17 protein-coding genes are annotated in these 14,152 nt (G+C 44.6%); 10 read left to right on the top strand and 7 right to left on the bottom strand.

What is annotated here, in order from left to right:
• The first annotated feature begins 60 nt into the window (after positions 1-60).
• Complete coding sequence (locus tag QUA03_RS01180) at positions 61-342, top strand: hypothetical protein (RefSeq protein WP_333209020.1); 282 nt, start codon at positions 61-63, stop codon at positions 340-342.
• A complete protein-coding gene (locus QUA03_RS01185; protein ID WP_333209021.1) occupies positions 326-961 on the top strand; it encodes a DUF1802 family protein in 636 nt (211 codons plus the stop codon). Before QUA03_RS01180 ends, QUA03_RS01185 begins: the two co-directional genes overlap by 17 nt.
• Here QUA03_RS01185 and QUA03_RS01190 read toward each other — a convergent pair.
• The 4 genes from QUA03_RS01190 to QUA03_RS01205 form a co-directional block, all read right to left on the bottom strand.
• Positions 948-1,598 carry an ABC transporter permease gene (locus QUA03_RS01190; RefSeq protein ID WP_333209022.1) on the bottom strand — a complete coding sequence of 217 codons (651 nt, stop codon included), beginning with the start codon at positions 1,596-1,598 and terminating at the stop codon, positions 948-950. The genes QUA03_RS01185 and QUA03_RS01190 overlap by 14 nt on opposite strands.
• Positions 1,599-1,631: 33 nt before the next feature.
• Positions 1,632-2,093, bottom strand: a complete 462-nt coding sequence (locus QUA03_RS01195) for a DUF29 domain-containing protein (RefSeq protein WP_333209024.1) — start codon at positions 2,091-2,093, stop codon at positions 1,632-1,634.
• A gap of 53 nt (positions 2,094-2,146) precedes the next feature.
• A complete protein-coding gene (locus tag QUA03_RS01200; protein ID WP_333209026.1) occupies positions 2,147-2,902 on the bottom strand; it encodes an ATP-binding cassette domain-containing protein in 756 nt (251 codons plus the stop codon).
• A 184-nt stretch (positions 2,903-3,086) separates the two neighbouring features.
• Complete coding sequence (locus QUA03_RS01205) at positions 3,087-3,773, bottom strand: NUDIX hydrolase (protein ID WP_333209028.1); 687 nt, start codon at positions 3,771-3,773, stop codon at positions 3,087-3,089.
• 284 nt (positions 3,774-4,057) lie between these two features.
• Between QUA03_RS01205 and QUA03_RS01210 the strand changes: the two genes are divergently transcribed.
• On the top strand, positions 4,058-4,330 hold the full coding sequence (locus QUA03_RS01210) for a hypothetical protein (RefSeq protein ID WP_333209030.1): 273 nt from the start codon (positions 4,058-4,060) through the stop codon (positions 4,328-4,330).
• A gap of 439 nt (positions 4,331-4,769) precedes the next feature.
• On the opposite strand, the gene QUA03_RS01215 is transcribed toward QUA03_RS01210, so the two are convergent.
• Positions 4,770-5,201, bottom strand: a complete 432-nt coding sequence (locus QUA03_RS01215) for a hypothetical protein (RefSeq protein ID WP_333209032.1) — start codon at positions 5,199-5,201, stop codon at positions 4,770-4,772.
• A gap of 267 nt (positions 5,202-5,468) precedes the next feature.
• On the opposite strand from QUA03_RS01215, the gene QUA03_RS01220 reads away from it, so the two are divergent.
• The 6 genes from QUA03_RS01220 to QUA03_RS01245 all read left to right on the top strand — a co-directional run bounded on the left by QUA03_RS01220 (position 5,469) and on the right by QUA03_RS01245 (position 12,697).
• A complete protein-coding gene (locus tag QUA03_RS01220; RefSeq protein WP_333209034.1) occupies positions 5,469-5,642 on the top strand; it encodes a hypothetical protein in 174 nt (57 codons plus the stop codon).
• A 68-nt stretch (positions 5,643-5,710) separates the two neighbouring features.
• A complete protein-coding gene (gene era / locus QUA03_RS01225; RefSeq protein ID WP_333209153.1) occupies positions 5,711-6,622 on the top strand; it encodes a GTPase Era in 912 nt (303 codons plus the stop codon).
• Between the two features lie 260 nt (positions 6,623-6,882).
• Positions 6,883-8,457, top strand: coding sequence for an AAA family ATPase (locus tag QUA03_RS01230; RefSeq protein ID WP_333209035.1), 1,575 nt, complete (start codon positions 6,883-6,885; stop codon positions 8,455-8,457).
• Between the two features lie 388 nt (positions 8,458-8,845).
• Positions 8,846-10,468 (top strand): type I restriction-modification system subunit M, encoded by a 1,623-nt coding sequence (locus QUA03_RS01235; RefSeq protein ID WP_333209036.1) that lies wholly within the window; start codon positions 8,846-8,848, stop codon positions 10,466-10,468.
• A gap of 12 nt (positions 10,469-10,480) precedes the next feature.
• Positions 10,481-11,440: a Fic family protein gene (locus QUA03_RS01240; protein ID WP_333209038.1), complete on the top strand. Its 960-nt coding sequence runs from the start codon at positions 10,481-10,483 to the stop codon at positions 11,438-11,440.
• 66 nt (positions 11,441-11,506) lie between these two features.
• Positions 11,507-12,697 (top strand): restriction endonuclease subunit S, encoded by a 1,191-nt coding sequence (locus tag QUA03_RS01245; protein WP_333209040.1) that lies wholly within the window; start codon positions 11,507-11,509, stop codon positions 12,695-12,697.
• A gap of 25 nt (positions 12,698-12,722) precedes the next feature.
• Here QUA03_RS01245 and QUA03_RS01250 read toward each other — a convergent pair whose 3' ends face one another.
• Both QUA03_RS01250 and QUA03_RS01255 read right to left on the bottom strand, forming a co-directional pair.
• A complete protein-coding gene (locus QUA03_RS01250) occupies positions 12,723-13,079 on the bottom strand; it encodes a type II toxin-antitoxin system PemK/MazF family toxin (RefSeq protein WP_333209042.1) in 357 nt (118 codons plus the stop codon).
• A complete protein-coding gene (locus QUA03_RS01255) occupies positions 13,076-13,303 on the bottom strand; it encodes a hypothetical protein (RefSeq protein WP_333209044.1) in 228 nt (75 codons plus the stop codon). The genes QUA03_RS01250 and QUA03_RS01255 overlap by 4 nt, the downstream gene beginning before the upstream one ends.
• A 242-nt stretch (positions 13,304-13,545) precedes the next feature.
• Here QUA03_RS01255 and QUA03_RS01260 point away from each other — a divergent pair, with 242 nt between their 5' ends.
• Positions 13,546-14,142 carry a Uma2 family endonuclease gene (locus QUA03_RS01260; RefSeq protein WP_333209046.1) on the top strand — a complete coding sequence of 199 codons (597 nt, stop codon included), beginning with the start codon at positions 13,546-13,548 and terminating at the stop codon, positions 14,140-14,142.
• Positions 14,143-14,152: the final 10 nt, after the last annotated feature.

Here is a 14,152-nt window from a genome sequence, read left to right on the forward strand (position 1 = left end):
GTTTGGTACTTAATATATATGCGAAAATCTTTAAACTTTATTAAGTATTTAAGTAAACTCATGAAAAAATTAACGACAAAACTGCTGAATCTACCGGGTGTGATAGTAGAGGATAGCTGGGACACTGAAGAGAGGATTATTTTATCGGTTAGAGTAATAAAAAGAAAAGTAGTTAGCTCAGTATGTAGTGCAACCAATTATTGTCTTTATCAAAATAAGGTAGTCTTGCATGGTCAGCACTACCTTATTTTAACAGGAAGAAATGGCTGTACTTGCTTGGAATTACCGATTTTTGTTATTTTGGTTAAAACTCAACTAACTTTTTATGAAATCAACTACTAGGGCGCTGAAAGAATGGGATGTAGCAGTTAATGCTTTGGAACAAGGTCAAACGATTGTGCTGTTGCGGAAGGGGGGAATTCGCGAGCAAGCAGGACAGTTTAATGTCACTGACAAACAGGTTTTGCTGTATCCAACTTTTGAACACCAACAGCCGGGTTTATTAAAGCCGGAGTTTGCACATCAAGTCAAGACTGTCGAATCTGGTTGGCATCCTGAAGTTATTAGAATTGGCAGTTGGGCGGAGATTACTGATGTTTTTTTGGTAGCTTGGGAACCGGCAATTACTGCGCTATTTCCTTACCATATTTGGAATGAAAGTTTTGTCAGCGATCGCCTAAAATGGAAACAAGCTCAGCCAATTTATATTTTATTGCTGCGGGCTTATCGCCTTGCAGAAAGCCGCGAAATTCCATACCTTCCTGAATACGGCGGTTGCCGTTCTTGGATCGATTTAGCCGATGCTATTTCGATCGAGGGAAGCCAAGCTGTTTTGAGCGATCGCGAGTACATGGAACGCTCCAATGAAATCCGCAATCTGATAGCAAATCCTGCGAATGCTTCGGGTTCGCAGATAGTGACAACGCTGACGGAAGGTAGCCAGGATTCTAGTCCTCATTAATAGTTTTTAATGTACTTTTCGAGAGGCGCGCTTCTACCAAACCCAGCCCAAAATCCGCAGCTAAGGCCATTAAAGCCGCCGGAATTGCCCCAGCCAAAAGTAACTGATTGTTGACGGTAGCAACGCCACGAAAAATAAACACCCCCAAGCCACCCGCGCCAATTGCAGCGGCGATTGTAGCGAGTCCGATCGCAATTACAGCAGCAACTCGCACGCCCGCCAGAATCACGCCCAGCGCCAGGGGAATTTCCACTTGCCATAACAGTTGCATATCAGTCATCCCCATGCCTCTTCCGGCTTCCGTAATCGCTGGATCGACCCCGACAATACCAGTATAAGTATTGCGGATAATGGGCAGTAAAGAATACAGAGTGAGGGCGATAATTGCCGTGCGATCGCCTATTCCACCCACTACCGGCACCGGGATTAGCAAGCCAAACAAAGCTAAACTGGGAATTGTTTGCATAATATTAGCAAATCCCAAAATGGACTTTTTCAATTTGGGTTTTCTCGTGGCTAAAATCCCCAGAGGAATCCCCACAATAATAGCGATAAAAATTGCAACAGTTACTAAATATAAGTGTTCACTTGCGTGCTTAATTATCTCAGCGCCATAGCGGTTGATAAAAATTATCATTGGGTAATTGGTTATTGCTGATTGCTGTTAACGTTATAAATCATTTTCTATTTCAGGACTTGGTGCACCAGGATAGAAGTGAAAGTCCAGAATTTCCTCTAAGCTGTAAAGGCAATTTTGAGGAAATGTTTTGAGAGGTAAATCGGTTTCTCCTACTGCCAAATCTCTACCGTTTTGATAAGCTTCTTGGAAAGCTTCTTGCAAGTAAGGTTTCAGACTTGGGTTATCATGTATCAGTCTCTGAGTGTCCCGCCGCTGCACTCGAATTGTAGACTGCCAGCTACGACTCCGCTGCTGGGGATGATATTGCCACTTCAGCAAATGTCCCAGCAAAATGCTCAAACGATTTCTAAGTTCTTGACGTTCTTGTTTGCCCAAAGATTCAATCTCCTCAATTAAATTTGGCAAGTCAAGTTGACTCCACTGACACTTGCGAAGTAACTTGGCTTGTTCTTGCGTCCAAGCATAGAAGTCTGTCTCGTAAAGACTGTGCATTGTTTGATTATCAGCTTAGTTACTAAAACTATAGTATCAAAATTTTGCTAAAATTATTCAAATCTAGCTACTTGCAAACATTCAAGAAATGCCCCAGCTTCTGGATGCTGAGATTTTAGAAAATCATCCGGCGATCCCAATTCAACCAACCGTCCATCTTGCATCAAACCAATTCTAGAAGCTAACAAAAAAGCTTCTTGAATGCCGTGAGTCACAAAAATCACAGTTTTGCCGAGTTGCTGCTGCAATTGACCGAATTCCCGCTGTAATTCCAGACGAGTAATCGGGTCTAAAGCACCAAACGGTTCATCCATTAACAATATCGGAGGGTCAGCCGCCAGTGCTCTAGCGACGCCTACCCGCTGCCGCTGTCCGCCAGATAACTGATGGGGATAGCGTTTGGCGAAGTGCTGGGGGTCTAGGTTGACTAATTCTAACAGTTGGCGGACGCGAGATTGAATACGATCGCCCTCCCAACCTTCCAATTTCGGCACTAAACCGACGTTTTGCTCGACGGTAAAATGGGGAAACAAACCAATTTCTTGAATCACATAACCAATGTTTCGGCGCAGTTGAATTGGGTTCCACTGAGTTGTCGGTTTTCCCATGACAAGAACTTCGCCGCTGCTTGGCGTTAGTAAATTGTTAATCAATTTCATGGTAGTAGTTTTGCCACTCCCGCTGCGTCCCAGCAATACTAAAACTTCACCTTGCAGCACTTTGAAATTGAGTTTTTCTACTAAATGCCTGCGGTTAAGGCGATATGTCACGTCGAGGCATTCGACAGCAACTTCATTATTAAGAGGCATGATTAGTTCCGGTGATTTGGGTTTTCAGGAATTTTAGAACTTACAGACAAGGGGCTATAAACCCGGTTTTTTTCTTAGATAATTTGCTGCTTAACCCAAGATTTGTCAGAAAAACCGGGTTGATGAGCGTAAGTCCTAAAATTCAAATCAGCGAGCATCGGGGGACAATTCCCAATTTTAAAATCTAAAATCTAAAATCGACTTGATTTTGCCATTCTAGCAGTAAGGCTCGACACTGGAGGCAAGTTAATTTTTTAAGCAAGTCGCGAATTCCGTCTGGGGTGACAGGATATTCAGCACCGATCAGTTCGGGGTTTACTATTGCTGTCGGATGCAATTCTGCAACAAAACCGTAGAGTTTTTGATTGGAGAAGGAACTGTTTATTGCCCAGCCGACGGTGTTGATCGGTTCGATGCGGGCGATCGCACTTTCTGTCACGCCTAGTTCCCTCTGAATTATAGGTGGAACTGCTTCTGCTGGCGTCGCTTCGGCTGGTACGCGACCGCCGGGAAAATCCAGGGTTGCGGATGCCACGCCGGGGCGATACATCGGTGAGGGAAACACAAATTTTTCAGCTTTAATTGTCAAGATTACAACTGAATCTGCTCTTTCTACTCGCCAATATTCTACTGTTTTTCCTTCGGTTGTTTCGAGATGTTCGGCGATTAGTTTTACCCAATGAGACTTGATTTCTACAAAGCGATCTAGAGTTTTCCACTGGGATTTGGCAGTTGGGTTCATGTGGGAATTTTTGAAATAAATCATATCAATTCCGGTTGCACCGGAATGATGTTGACTGTTGACTGTTGACTGTTGACTGTGAATCGAACAACTGAAAATTGCGCCGAGATAGGTGGCGACTTGTAACAATCCTTCATGAATTGCCCTCTAATTTATCATTCCGATGCAGCCGGAAACGATATCAGGTGTTGTTTGTTATGGTAGGCGATCGTTGCCGAACCCAACAATAAAAGATCGACCTTTTCAGCTTTGAGCCCGTTTTTTCCTCTCGATTGTAAATTTTTGCTACAACGTTACACATTCGCCTATATAATTCGGTAACATAGACTACATAATCAAAATTTATCTGCGCCTTCGCTCTGGGTTGTTTCAACCGCGCCCTGGTGCAGACTCTTAGCTAGACAGGAGTAGTTATGCAACTGCAAACAGATATTCGTACTTGGCAATCCCAACCAACCCCCGGAAGCTTCGCTAGTGTCCGCGACTGGGAAAGATTTGGCTGCGCCGTACCTGCACCAAAATTGACTCCTTCTATGTGGGTTAAATTGTTCAATCCGCCAACCGCATTCAGCTTTGACGAAGCGTGGCTGTTGTGTGAATGTTCGGAAGAACAGTGGCTAGCTTGGATTCCTGATTATGGCGAAATTTTACTGAGTACACATGAATTTTGCGCTACTAAATCGTGAATTACGCAGACAAACTTTCATAAACCAGGTGTTAAAATCCATATTCTTAGGGTTTCACGGGATTTTTGGGAAAAAAGCTGGTTTCTGCGTAATTATCTCGTTTGCAGTGAGGAATGCAAGTCCTTAAACTTTGATAAAGACTTGCATTCCTCACTACAAACCTCTTATATGATGTCGTTTCAGCCGATCATAGAAGTCCTAATAGATATTAATTGCAATTTCGCCAACAAAAAGAGCAATAGGTTTTCTATTGCTCTTTTTGTTCAAAAACACTCTCTAGTTTTTATCTTTAAGATAGCGGAAGTTATATCAACTGGCTTCGATTGACCCCAATATCGCTGCGGTGACGGGTTTACTGTATCGATGCTTGCATGGGAGATATTGGTGAACCCGCCCTTACAGCAATTACGGTCAATTTAGCCGCCGTGATATTGCTGGCTTATTTGCAAACTGCACGGTTATTTGCGTTTCTGACAATCGTGCCTACTCTACCATTAATCTGAATCGGGTTCTTAGTGCTGGCTCGAATCAAGAGTGGTTGTTTGGCCAGACATTCTCTGATTGATGTTGCCCAGGCGGTGAGAGCTCCGGTGTATTCTGTACGACCCGCTGGGGCACGAAACTGATCGGTAATTAGGAAATCCGAGGTGATGCTAGTGTCAGTACCAACATTGGTAATAATGGGAAAGTCAAAGGCTCTGGGCAAGGTTCTGTCCTGGATTCTGCCCGGTACCAACTGGTAATTCTTAGAGCCACCCTTGTAGTCAATACCTGCTTGAGGGCTTGTAGGAGGGCTTGTTTGAGCCAAGGCGGAAACAGGCAAGCTTGCTACCAAAACGGTGCAGCAACTCCAAAATAATTTCGATTTCATCTGATTCATCTCCTCAACTTTATGACGATTAGCACTAATTTAGGTATGCTCAAAAGACACTAGCTTTTATTGAGAAAGCGCCTGATGATATTGAGCTTTTGAGTTTGAGTTCAACTTACCTAATTTATTACCAAACATCTTCAAAAATGTTAAAACTGGTTGGCATGACAAACTGTAAAAGAGTTTCAGTTGAGTTAGACATTTACACATCTGAAGTTGTTACAGCATTGGGGAGTCGGTTTTACCAGAATGATTCATTTTTGAGCGATGTCATTGGAACTTTATCAAATTTTGTCTCAGATATCAAGTTTTGCCGATCGCGTATCACGTTTTAACACTGGTTTGTGGCTCGATCGAGCTTTGAGTGTGGCGCGCTATACCAGGGCGAGAAAGATGCTAGAGTGCACCAATGGCCGTTTGAGTATTTTCAGGCGACAATAGACAGAGAAGGGGCTTGAAAATAGGTGATTTTAGTGGAAGACAGTAAATTTATCGACGTATCGGACATTATGGGTGTTCCCGCGGCTCCGGCGGGTTACAAATCGGGCTTTGTGGGTATTGTCGGACGCCCGAATGTCGGAAAATCAACGCTGATGAATCAGTTGGTGGGGCAGAAAATTGCGATTACTTCGCCGGTGTCTCAGACGACACGTAACAGGCTGCGGGGCATCCTAACGACACCGGAAGCACAAATTATTTTTGTAGATACTCCCGGAATTCACAAGCCGCACCACCAATTGGGCAAGGTTTTGGTGCAGAATGCCCGCACAGCGATTCAGTCGGTGGATGTGGTGCTGTTTGTGGTGGATGGTTCCGTGGAATCGGGAGGGGGCGATCGATATATTATCGAAATTCTCAGCAATTGCAAAGTTCCGGTGATTTTGGGGATGAATAAGTTGGACGAACAACCGGAGGATTCCGTGTTGATCGATCGAACTTACGAGCAAATTGTCAATCCTGAGTGGCCAGTGGTGAAATTTTCCGCTCTCACGGGCGAGGGTGTCGAGCCGCTGCAACAATTGTTAATCGAACATTTGGAGGCTGGGCCTTACTATTATCCGCCAGATTTGGTGACTGACCAGCCGGAACGCTTTATTATGGGCGAATTGATTCGGGAACAGATTTTGCTGCTGACGCGGGAAGAAGTGCCGCATTCCGTAGCAATTGCGATCGACATAGTTCAAGAAGAAGCAAAAATAACTCGCATTCTGGCGACAATTCACGTCGAACGGGATTCCCAAAAAGGCATTTTAATCGGTAAAAGCGGCAGTATGCTCAAGTCGATCGGCAGTGCGGCCCGCGAACAGATTCAAAAGTTAATTGAAGGCAAAGTATATTTGGAGTTATTTGTCAAGGTACAGCCGAAGTGGCGGCAGTCCCGCACTCGTTTGGCGGAATTGGGCTATCGGGTGGAAGAGTGAAACTTTGGCAGTTGGCAGTTGGGGTTCTTCCGTTCTTTAGACCTCTTGCAAAAAATCCTTTTCATCAATTGATGGGACGGAGAGCCCGTCCTAATTATTTTTGCAAGAGGTTTTTTGAATCAAGAATCGAGCACGAATTTCGCTCATAGAGAGTTTCATCGGGTACCGAGAGTCGGTACAAACCCCCGCTTAACAACTAGAACGCCTTTCCAATAACAGTACAGTAAACTGAGAGCAGCCCCATTCGCCCCAGTTGACCTATGCCACGTTGGTTCAATACTGCTGGCCCATGCCAAGAAGACATTCATTACGCACTGTCGCCCACGGTACGCTTACCAAACTTAGAACGGTTAATCGCTCAACGCAACTATTTCGTCATCCATGCACCCCGGCAAGTGGGAAAAACCACTGCTATGCTAGCGTTAGCTAAACAACTCACCGAAAGCGGACAATACACCGCCGTGATGCTGTCGGTAGAAGTCGGCGCACCCTTCAGTCAAGACATTGCTGGTGCAGAAGAGGCTATTTTGGGGGCTTGGCGACGGGCGATTTCGATTCGACTTCCCCCAGAATTGCAGCCGCCTGCTTGGCCCTCGTCGGAACCGGGACAGCAAATCGGCCATGTACTCAGCCTGTGGGCACAATCTTCTCCTCGTCCTTTGGTCATTTTCATCGATGAAATTGACGCATTGCAAGACCAAGCGTTGATTTCTATTCTGCGACAACTGCGCGATGGTTATCCCAATCGCCCGAAAGCGTTTCCGCAATCGGTGGGTTTAATTGGTTTGCGGGATGTTCGCGATTACAAAGTGGCTGCGGGGGGAAGCGATCGACTCAATACATCCAGTCCGTTTAATATTAAAGTGCGATCGATTACTCTGAGAGATTTTAATGCAGAAGAAGTCGCCGAACTCTACGCGCAACATACCCAAGATACCGGACAAGTTTTTACACCTGAAGCCGTAGCCTTAGCTTTTGAACTGACTCAGGGACAACCTTGGTTAGTGAATGCTTTAGCTAAAGAAATCGTAGAAGAATTAGTTACAGATGAATCTATAAAAATAACATCAGAACATATTTGGGCAGCCAAAGAAATTTTAATCAAACGACAAGATACGCATTTAGATAGCTTGGCAGAACGACTGCGAGAAAACCGAGTTAAAGCCATTATTGAGCCGATGCTAGCCGGACGAGAATTGCCAGAATCTTCTAGTGACGATCGCCAATATCTCGTAGATTTGGGCTTGCTCAAACGAGATCCAGCCGGGGGTTTAGTCATCGCCAATCCGATTTATCGAGAAGTGTTGCCGCGAGTTTTGGCGCAAGGGCCGCAAGATAGTTTACCGATTATCAGTCCGAGTTGGTTGAACGATCGCGGCGAACTGATAACCGAGGCACTTCTGCAAGCGTTTCTCGCCTTTTGGCTACAGCATGGCGAACCGTTACTCAAAAGTGCGTCTTATCCCGAAATTGCACCGCATTTAGTGTTGATGGCGTTTCTGCATCGCGTGATTAATGGTGGGGGAACATTGGAGCGGGAATATGCGATCGGACGCGACAGAATGGATTTATGTTTGCGTTATGGTGAGGTAACATTGGGAATTGAACTGAAGGTTTGGCGAACTCGGAAAGTCGTTAGCGCAGCGACTCCGCAGGAGTATCCGTTGAGTAAAGGGTTGGAACAGTTAGATGGATATTTGGCTCGATTGGGACAAGATGAAGGGTGGTTGGTGATATTCGATCGCAGAGATAATGCACCGGAGTTAGAAGAACGACTGAAAACTGAAATTCAGACTACCCCGATGGGTCGGTTAATTACAGTGATTCGTGCGTGAAGAAGTTGTGATGAATGTTTCGATTTTCAGTGCGACGGCTTAAGTGATTGAGTCGAATCGTGCGGCGAACTCGATCGAGGAAAGGAGATGCGATGGCTAGCAAGAACGGGTTGACCTACATCATCAAGCTGCGGTATTATTCGATTATATCCAGTATTGTACCGCAACTGCGATACAATTATAAGTTAGGCAACTTCATCTCTTAAACCCATCGCAGTCAAAACCTTGAGGTTTCCTTGCAGCACAATTACGGGTTTCGAGATGAGGGTGACTGGATTCCTGTAAAGCTTCCTTGCCTGATTTCAATGTTTAGACACTGGTTAGGGTCTATACTCCGATCGGACAATACTTTTTGGCGGTGCTAGCGATCGCCCAGTACGAGAAATAAATGGCAAACGGACAAAACGGGCAAAACGGACAAAAGAAAAAATTAGAAACTCAACTCTGGAATATTGCCGACTCGCTACGGGGCAAGATGAATGCTGATGAGTTTCGGGATTATTGCTTAGGGTTTATTTTCTATAAGTATCTGTCGGAGCGTCAGTATCTTTACGCTAATGAAATCTTGGCTGAGGATAAGATTGATTTTCTAGAGCTTGATGAATCTTCAGCAGAAGGGCAGGAATATTTAGAGGCAATCAAAGAGGAGTCGATCGCACGGTTGGGGTATTTTCTGAAGCCGTCGGAGTTGTTTGGTGCTTTGGCAAAGCGGGCATTGGGGAATAAGGCGGAGGAGGAAGAGATTAGTGATGAGGAGTTGGAAGCGAGTTCCATTTTTATTTTGGACGATTTGACTCAGGTGCTCAATAGCATTGAGCGATCGACGATGGGGAAGGAGAGTGAGGAGGATTTCGACCATTTGTTTGAGGATTTGGATCTGACTTCGACAAAGTTGGGGCGAACTCCGAAGGCGAAGAATGCACTGATTGCGAAGATTTTGGTGCATTTGAATAAGATTGATTTTCGGTTGCAGGACAGCGAGAGCGATGTGCTGGGCGATGCCTATGAGTATTTGATTGGGCAGTTTGCGAGTGGGGCGGGGAAGAAGGCGGGGGAGTTTTATACGCCGCAGCAGGTTTCTAAGGTGTTGGCGAAAATTGTGACGACGGGGAAGCGGCGGCTGAAGTCTGTTTACGATCCGACTTGTGGATCGGGTTCGTTGTTGTTGCGGGTGGCGCGAGAGGTGGAGTCTGTCGGGGATTTTTACGGGCAGGAGATGAACCGCACCACCTATAACTTGGCGCGGATGAATATGATTTTGCACGGGGTGCATTATCGGAATTTCGATCTGCGGCAAGAGGATACGCTGGAGCATCCGCAGCATGAGGGGATGCGGTTTGAGTCGGTGGTAGCAAATCCGCCGTTTTCGGCACATTGGAGTGCGAATAAGCTGTTTGAGTCAGACGATCGCTTTAGTCAGTATGGGCGGTTAGCGCCGAGTTCTAAGGCAGATTTTGCGTTTGTGCAGCATATGCTGCATCACTTGGATGATAATGGGACAATGGCGGTGGTACTGCCCCACGGGGTTTTGTTTCGCGGTGCGGCGGAGGGGCAGATCCGCAAGTATTTGATCGATGAGCGCAATTGGTTGGATGCGGTGATTGGGTTGCCTGCGAATATTTTTTATGGCACGAGCATTCCAACTTGCGTGTTGGTGTTTAAGAAGTGTCGCGAGCATCCGAATGATATTTTGTTTATTGATGCGAGTGCGAATTTTGAGAAGGCAAAGAATCAAAATTTTTTGCGGGATGAGGATGTAGAGAAGATTGTTGAGACCTATCGAGGACGGTTACAAGAAAACAAATATAGTTATTGTGCACCGCTGTCGGAGGTTGCGGAGAATGATTTTAATTTGAATATTCCCCGTTATGTGGATACGTTTGAGGAGGAGGAGGAGATTGATTTGGGGGCGATCGCTTTACAATTACAATCGATGGATCGGGCGATGGAGGAGAACGATCGCGTGATTCGGGGATTTTGTGAGGAATTGGGGATTGAGGTGCCGTTTTAGGGTATGGGGAATATGGATACTCAGTTATTGCTTTCTTCTTCTCATCTGTATGAGAATTTTATGCGGCGGCTCATTGGTTTAAGTCAACAAGCCAATTTTTCATTAAGTGCTGCGATCGAGGATTATTTAACGATGAATTATCGGCTTAAATTAGAACGGATCGATAAACTAAAAGCTTGGCTGGATGAGTTTAGACCATTTGAACCTGCGATCGTTGCCGAACTCAAGAAGCTCTATGATGTTCGCTTTACTTATAACTCAAATGCCATTGAGGGGAATACTTTAACTCAAAGCGAGACGGAATTAGTGTTAACCAAGGGGATTACGGTGGGGGGCAAAACCCTAGACGAACATTTAGAGGCGATCGGGCACAAGGAGGCGATCGATTATATCGAACATTTAGCCCAAAAAGACACGAAAATTAACGAATGGGAAATTAAGCAAATTCACAATCTAATTCTCCGCAAAATCAACCCAGAGGAGGCGGGGAGTTATCGGACTCTAGATGTGATGGCAGCAGGGACAAATTATCGTTATCCTCCTCACTATTTACTGTCTCAATTAATGGGAGATTTTGCGAGTTGGCTCAATTCGGAAGCCGCTTTGAGTCTCCATCCGGTTGAATATGCAAGTATCGCCCATTATCGGTTTGTTTCGATTCATCCTTTTCGGGATGGGAATGGTCGAACGGCTCGATTATTAATGAATTTACTGTTAATTCGAGCGGGCTATCCGATTGTGGTGATTAATAACCAAGTTCGCAATAATTATATTAATGCTTTAGCCTATGGACAACAAAACCAAGACGATTTAAGTCAGCTTTATGACTTGGTTTTTGAGGCGGCGATCGCGTCACTGGTAGAGGTTTTAAGGTTGTTGGTGACGGCAAGCAGTAGCAGGGGAAAGGGAGAGGCTTTTTATCAGGAAATTACGGATTTTCTCGCTCGCGCAGGAGTTGAGGCAGATGGATAAAGATATGGAGAGGAACGATCGGGTGATTCGTGGGTTTTGTGAGGAGTTGGGGATTGAGGTGCCGTTATGAGTAGGAAGGCAAATAAAACATATTATTCAGTTAGTCAACTTTGTGAGGTAATTGATTGTGAACATAAAACCGCTCCATATGTAGATTTTTCAGAATATCTTGTTGTGCGAACAAGCAATGTCCGTAATGGAGCTTTGCTTTTTGACGATATTAAATACACAACTAAAGAGGGATTTATTGAATGGACACAAAGAGCAGTTCCTGAACATGGAGATGTCTTGTTTACAAGAGAAGCTCCGGCGGGTGAGACTTGCTTAGTTCCTCCATCCCTAAAAATTTGCATGGGTCAAAGAATGGTACTGTTGCGCCCAAACAAAAATCTCATTAATCCTCATTTTCTATCTTTCTATTTAACGACAAAACAATGTAGGCGTGAAATATATGAATATGTGATTGGATCAACTGTTACGAGAATTAACATTGATGACATATTGAAGATAAAAATATTTTGCCCTTCGATCGCCGAACAGGAAAAGATTGCGAGTTTTCTGGGGGCAGTAGACACCCGCCTCACCCAACTGCGCCGCAAGCACGAACTCCTGCAAACCTATAAACGGGGCGTAATGCAGAAACTCTTTTCGCAACAAATTCGGTTTAAGTGCGATCGTGGGAAGCCTTTTCCTGATTGGGAGAAGAAAAAACTAGGGAGCATTACCAAAATATATGATGGAACACATCAAACTCCGAATTATGTAAGCAAAGGGGTTCCATTCTACAGCGTAGAACACCTAACTTCTAACAATTTTACAGACACAAAGTTGATCTCAGAAGAAGTATTTATTCAGGAAAATAAGCGAGTTTGTTTAGAGAAAGGTGATATTCTTATGACTCGAATTGGTGATATTGGAACCTGTCGTTTAATAGATTGGGATGTTCGAGCATCATTTTATGTGAGTCTGGCCCTGATTAAGTCGAACAAAATTGCTATTTCAGGTTTTCTCACTTATTTCATGTCGAGTATTTATTTTCAGCGTGAACTGCATAAGAGAACGATTCACGTGGCATTTCCCAAAAAGATCAATTTGGGAGAAATTGGAAATTGTAGGATTGCAATTCCCTGTATTAAAGAACAAGAGAAAATAGCTGATTTTTTGACGGCGATCGACCAAAAGATCGAAGCCGTTGCCAAGCAAATCGAATTAACAGAACAATTCAAAAAAGGCTTACTACAAAAAATGTTTGTGTAGTCCCTGGAATTGCTGCTGTTTATCGTTAACTAAAGCCAAATACTTGCTTAATCGCCCCATCAACCCTAGCCAAATCCTCCCCACTCAACTCTCCACGTACCCTTACCAGCCGTTGCCGATGGTCGATCGGACGAGTCTGTAAACAATCCGCGATCGATCGTTTCGCCAGTCCATTCATCGCCGATGGATCTAAATCAATATTCGTCGAGATGCGCGCCTTTTTCTCATTCCATTCCGTAATCGGCACAACCTGAATCACAGGCACACGCGCATTGTAAACATCATTCGTCACAATGATACAAAGCCGAACCTTCCCCGTTTCAGAACCTCTCGTCGGTTCCAAATCAACATCAATAATCTGCCCGCGCCGCAAACTATTCATTCTGGCCAACCCGCCAGCGCGCTATCCGTCAAAGCCTGCAAATCCGCATCCTCCGCATAAACCTCCGTATATAAATCCGCCGACATCTCCAACGAATCTAACTCCTGCTGCAACTTCCCCAGCGCCACCCGAATCAATTCATCCTGATTCTGAAAACCATACTGCCGCGATTTTTGCACAAATGCCCACAATGACTCATCTAAATTAAACTGCGCTTGCACCATAAAACACCTCTCCCAAACGCCATATTCCCTAGTGTAGCACCCTGCACAATCCACTCCTTGCCATCTCAGAGAAGTCCCGTACTGAGTGCGTGAAATTTATGTCAATTTTTACGATCGGGCAACAAATCAATTTAATCGAACAACTTTAAAAAGGCTTGCTGCAAAAAATGTTTGTGTGAGACTAAAATAGGGAATAGAAATAAACTCCATTACCCATTACCTACTATCCATTACCAAAAAAAATGCTCGCCGCCAAAGAAAACTTGCCCCAACTTACCCCAGCAGCATACTTTGCCTGGGAAGAACAGCAGCTAGAAAAGCATGAGTATATTGACGGTCAAGTCTACGCCATGAGTGGCGGCAGCGTAAACCATGGACGCATTGCCATCAGACTTACTGCTATGTTCGATAATCATGTAGAAAATAGCGGCTGTATAACGGGCAATTCTGATGTCAAGATTAACATCGTTGAAACCAGTAACTTTACTTACCCCGATGCTAGTGTAACCTGCGACGAACGGGATAAAACCACAACCCAATACATTACCTATCCCTGCCTAATCGTGGAAGTTCTTTCTCCTAGCACGGAATCCTACGACAGAGGCGGCAAATTTAGGATGTACCGCAAAAATCCAGTTTTACAAGATTATTTATTAGTAAGTTCCACCAGCATTGAAATAGATTTGTATCATAAAAAAGATACAGGTGAATGGCTGATTATTAACTACCAAGCAGGCGACACTATAGAACTCAAAAGCATCAATTTAAGTTTTCCCATTGAGCAAATTTATCGCAATCTCGACCTTACCCCAGAATCTGAATCAACTAAATTACTCTAAACCCCATGCC

The organism is Microcoleus sp. S36b_A4 (assembly GCF_036700645.1).
In the GTDB taxonomy this organism is placed as follows: Bacteria; Cyanobacteriota; Cyanobacteriia; order Cyanobacteriales; family Microcoleaceae; genus Microcoleus.

Bases quoted from the DNA above. Each gene is read 5' to 3' on its own strand.
- QUA03_RS01235 (WP_333209036.1), top strand. From the start codon at position 8,846: ATGGCAAACGGACAAAACGGGCAAAACGGACAAAAGAAAAAATTAGAA.
- QUA03_RS01195 (WP_333209024.1), bottom strand. From the start codon at position 2,093: ATGCACAGTCTTTACGAGACAGACTTCTATGCTTGGACGCAAGAACAA.
- QUA03_RS01220 (WP_333209034.1), top strand. From the start codon at position 5,469: ATGTCATTGGAACTTTATCAAATTTTGTCTCAGATATCAAGTTTTGCC.
- QUA03_RS01250 (WP_333209042.1), bottom strand. From the start codon at position 13,079: ATGAATAGTTTGCGGCGCGGGCAGATTATTGATGTTGATTTGGAACCG.
- QUA03_RS01255 (WP_333209044.1), bottom strand. From the start codon at position 13,303: ATGGTGCAAGCGCAGTTTAATTTAGATGAGTCATTGTGGGCATTTGTG.
- QUA03_RS01185 (WP_333209021.1), top strand. From the start codon at position 326: ATGAAATCAACTACTAGGGCGCTGAAAGAATGGGATGTAGCAGTTAAT.
- QUA03_RS01180 (WP_333209020.1), top strand. From the start codon at position 61: ATGAAAAAATTAACGACAAAACTGCTGAATCTACCGGGTGTGATAGTA.
- QUA03_RS01215 (WP_333209032.1), bottom strand. From the start codon at position 5,201: ATGAAATCGAAATTATTTTGGAGTTGCTGCACCGTTTTGGTAGCAAGC.
- QUA03_RS01230 (WP_333209035.1), top strand. From the start codon at position 6,883: ATGCCACGTTGGTTCAATACTGCTGGCCCATGCCAAGAAGACATTCAT.
- QUA03_RS01190 (WP_333209022.1), bottom strand. From the start codon at position 1,598: ATGATAATTTTTATCAACCGCTATGGCGCTGAGATAATTAAGCACGCA.
- era (WP_333209153.1), top strand. From the start codon at position 5,711: ATGGGTGTTCCCGCGGCTCCGGCGGGTTACAAATCGGGCTTTGTGGGT.
- QUA03_RS01210 (WP_333209030.1), top strand. From the start codon at position 4,058: ATGCAACTGCAAACAGATATTCGTACTTGGCAATCCCAACCAACCCCC.
- QUA03_RS01260 (WP_333209046.1), top strand. From the start codon at position 13,546: ATGCTCGCCGCCAAAGAAAACTTGCCCCAACTTACCCCAGCAGCATAC.
- QUA03_RS01245 (WP_333209040.1), top strand. From the start codon at position 11,507: ATGAGTAGGAAGGCAAATAAAACATATTATTCAGTTAGTCAACTTTGT.
- QUA03_RS01240 (WP_333209038.1), top strand. From the start codon at position 10,481: ATGGATACTCAGTTATTGCTTTCTTCTTCTCATCTGTATGAGAATTTT.
- QUA03_RS01200 (WP_333209026.1), bottom strand. From the start codon at position 2,902: ATGCCTCTTAATAATGAAGTTGCTGTCGAATGCCTCGACGTGACATAT.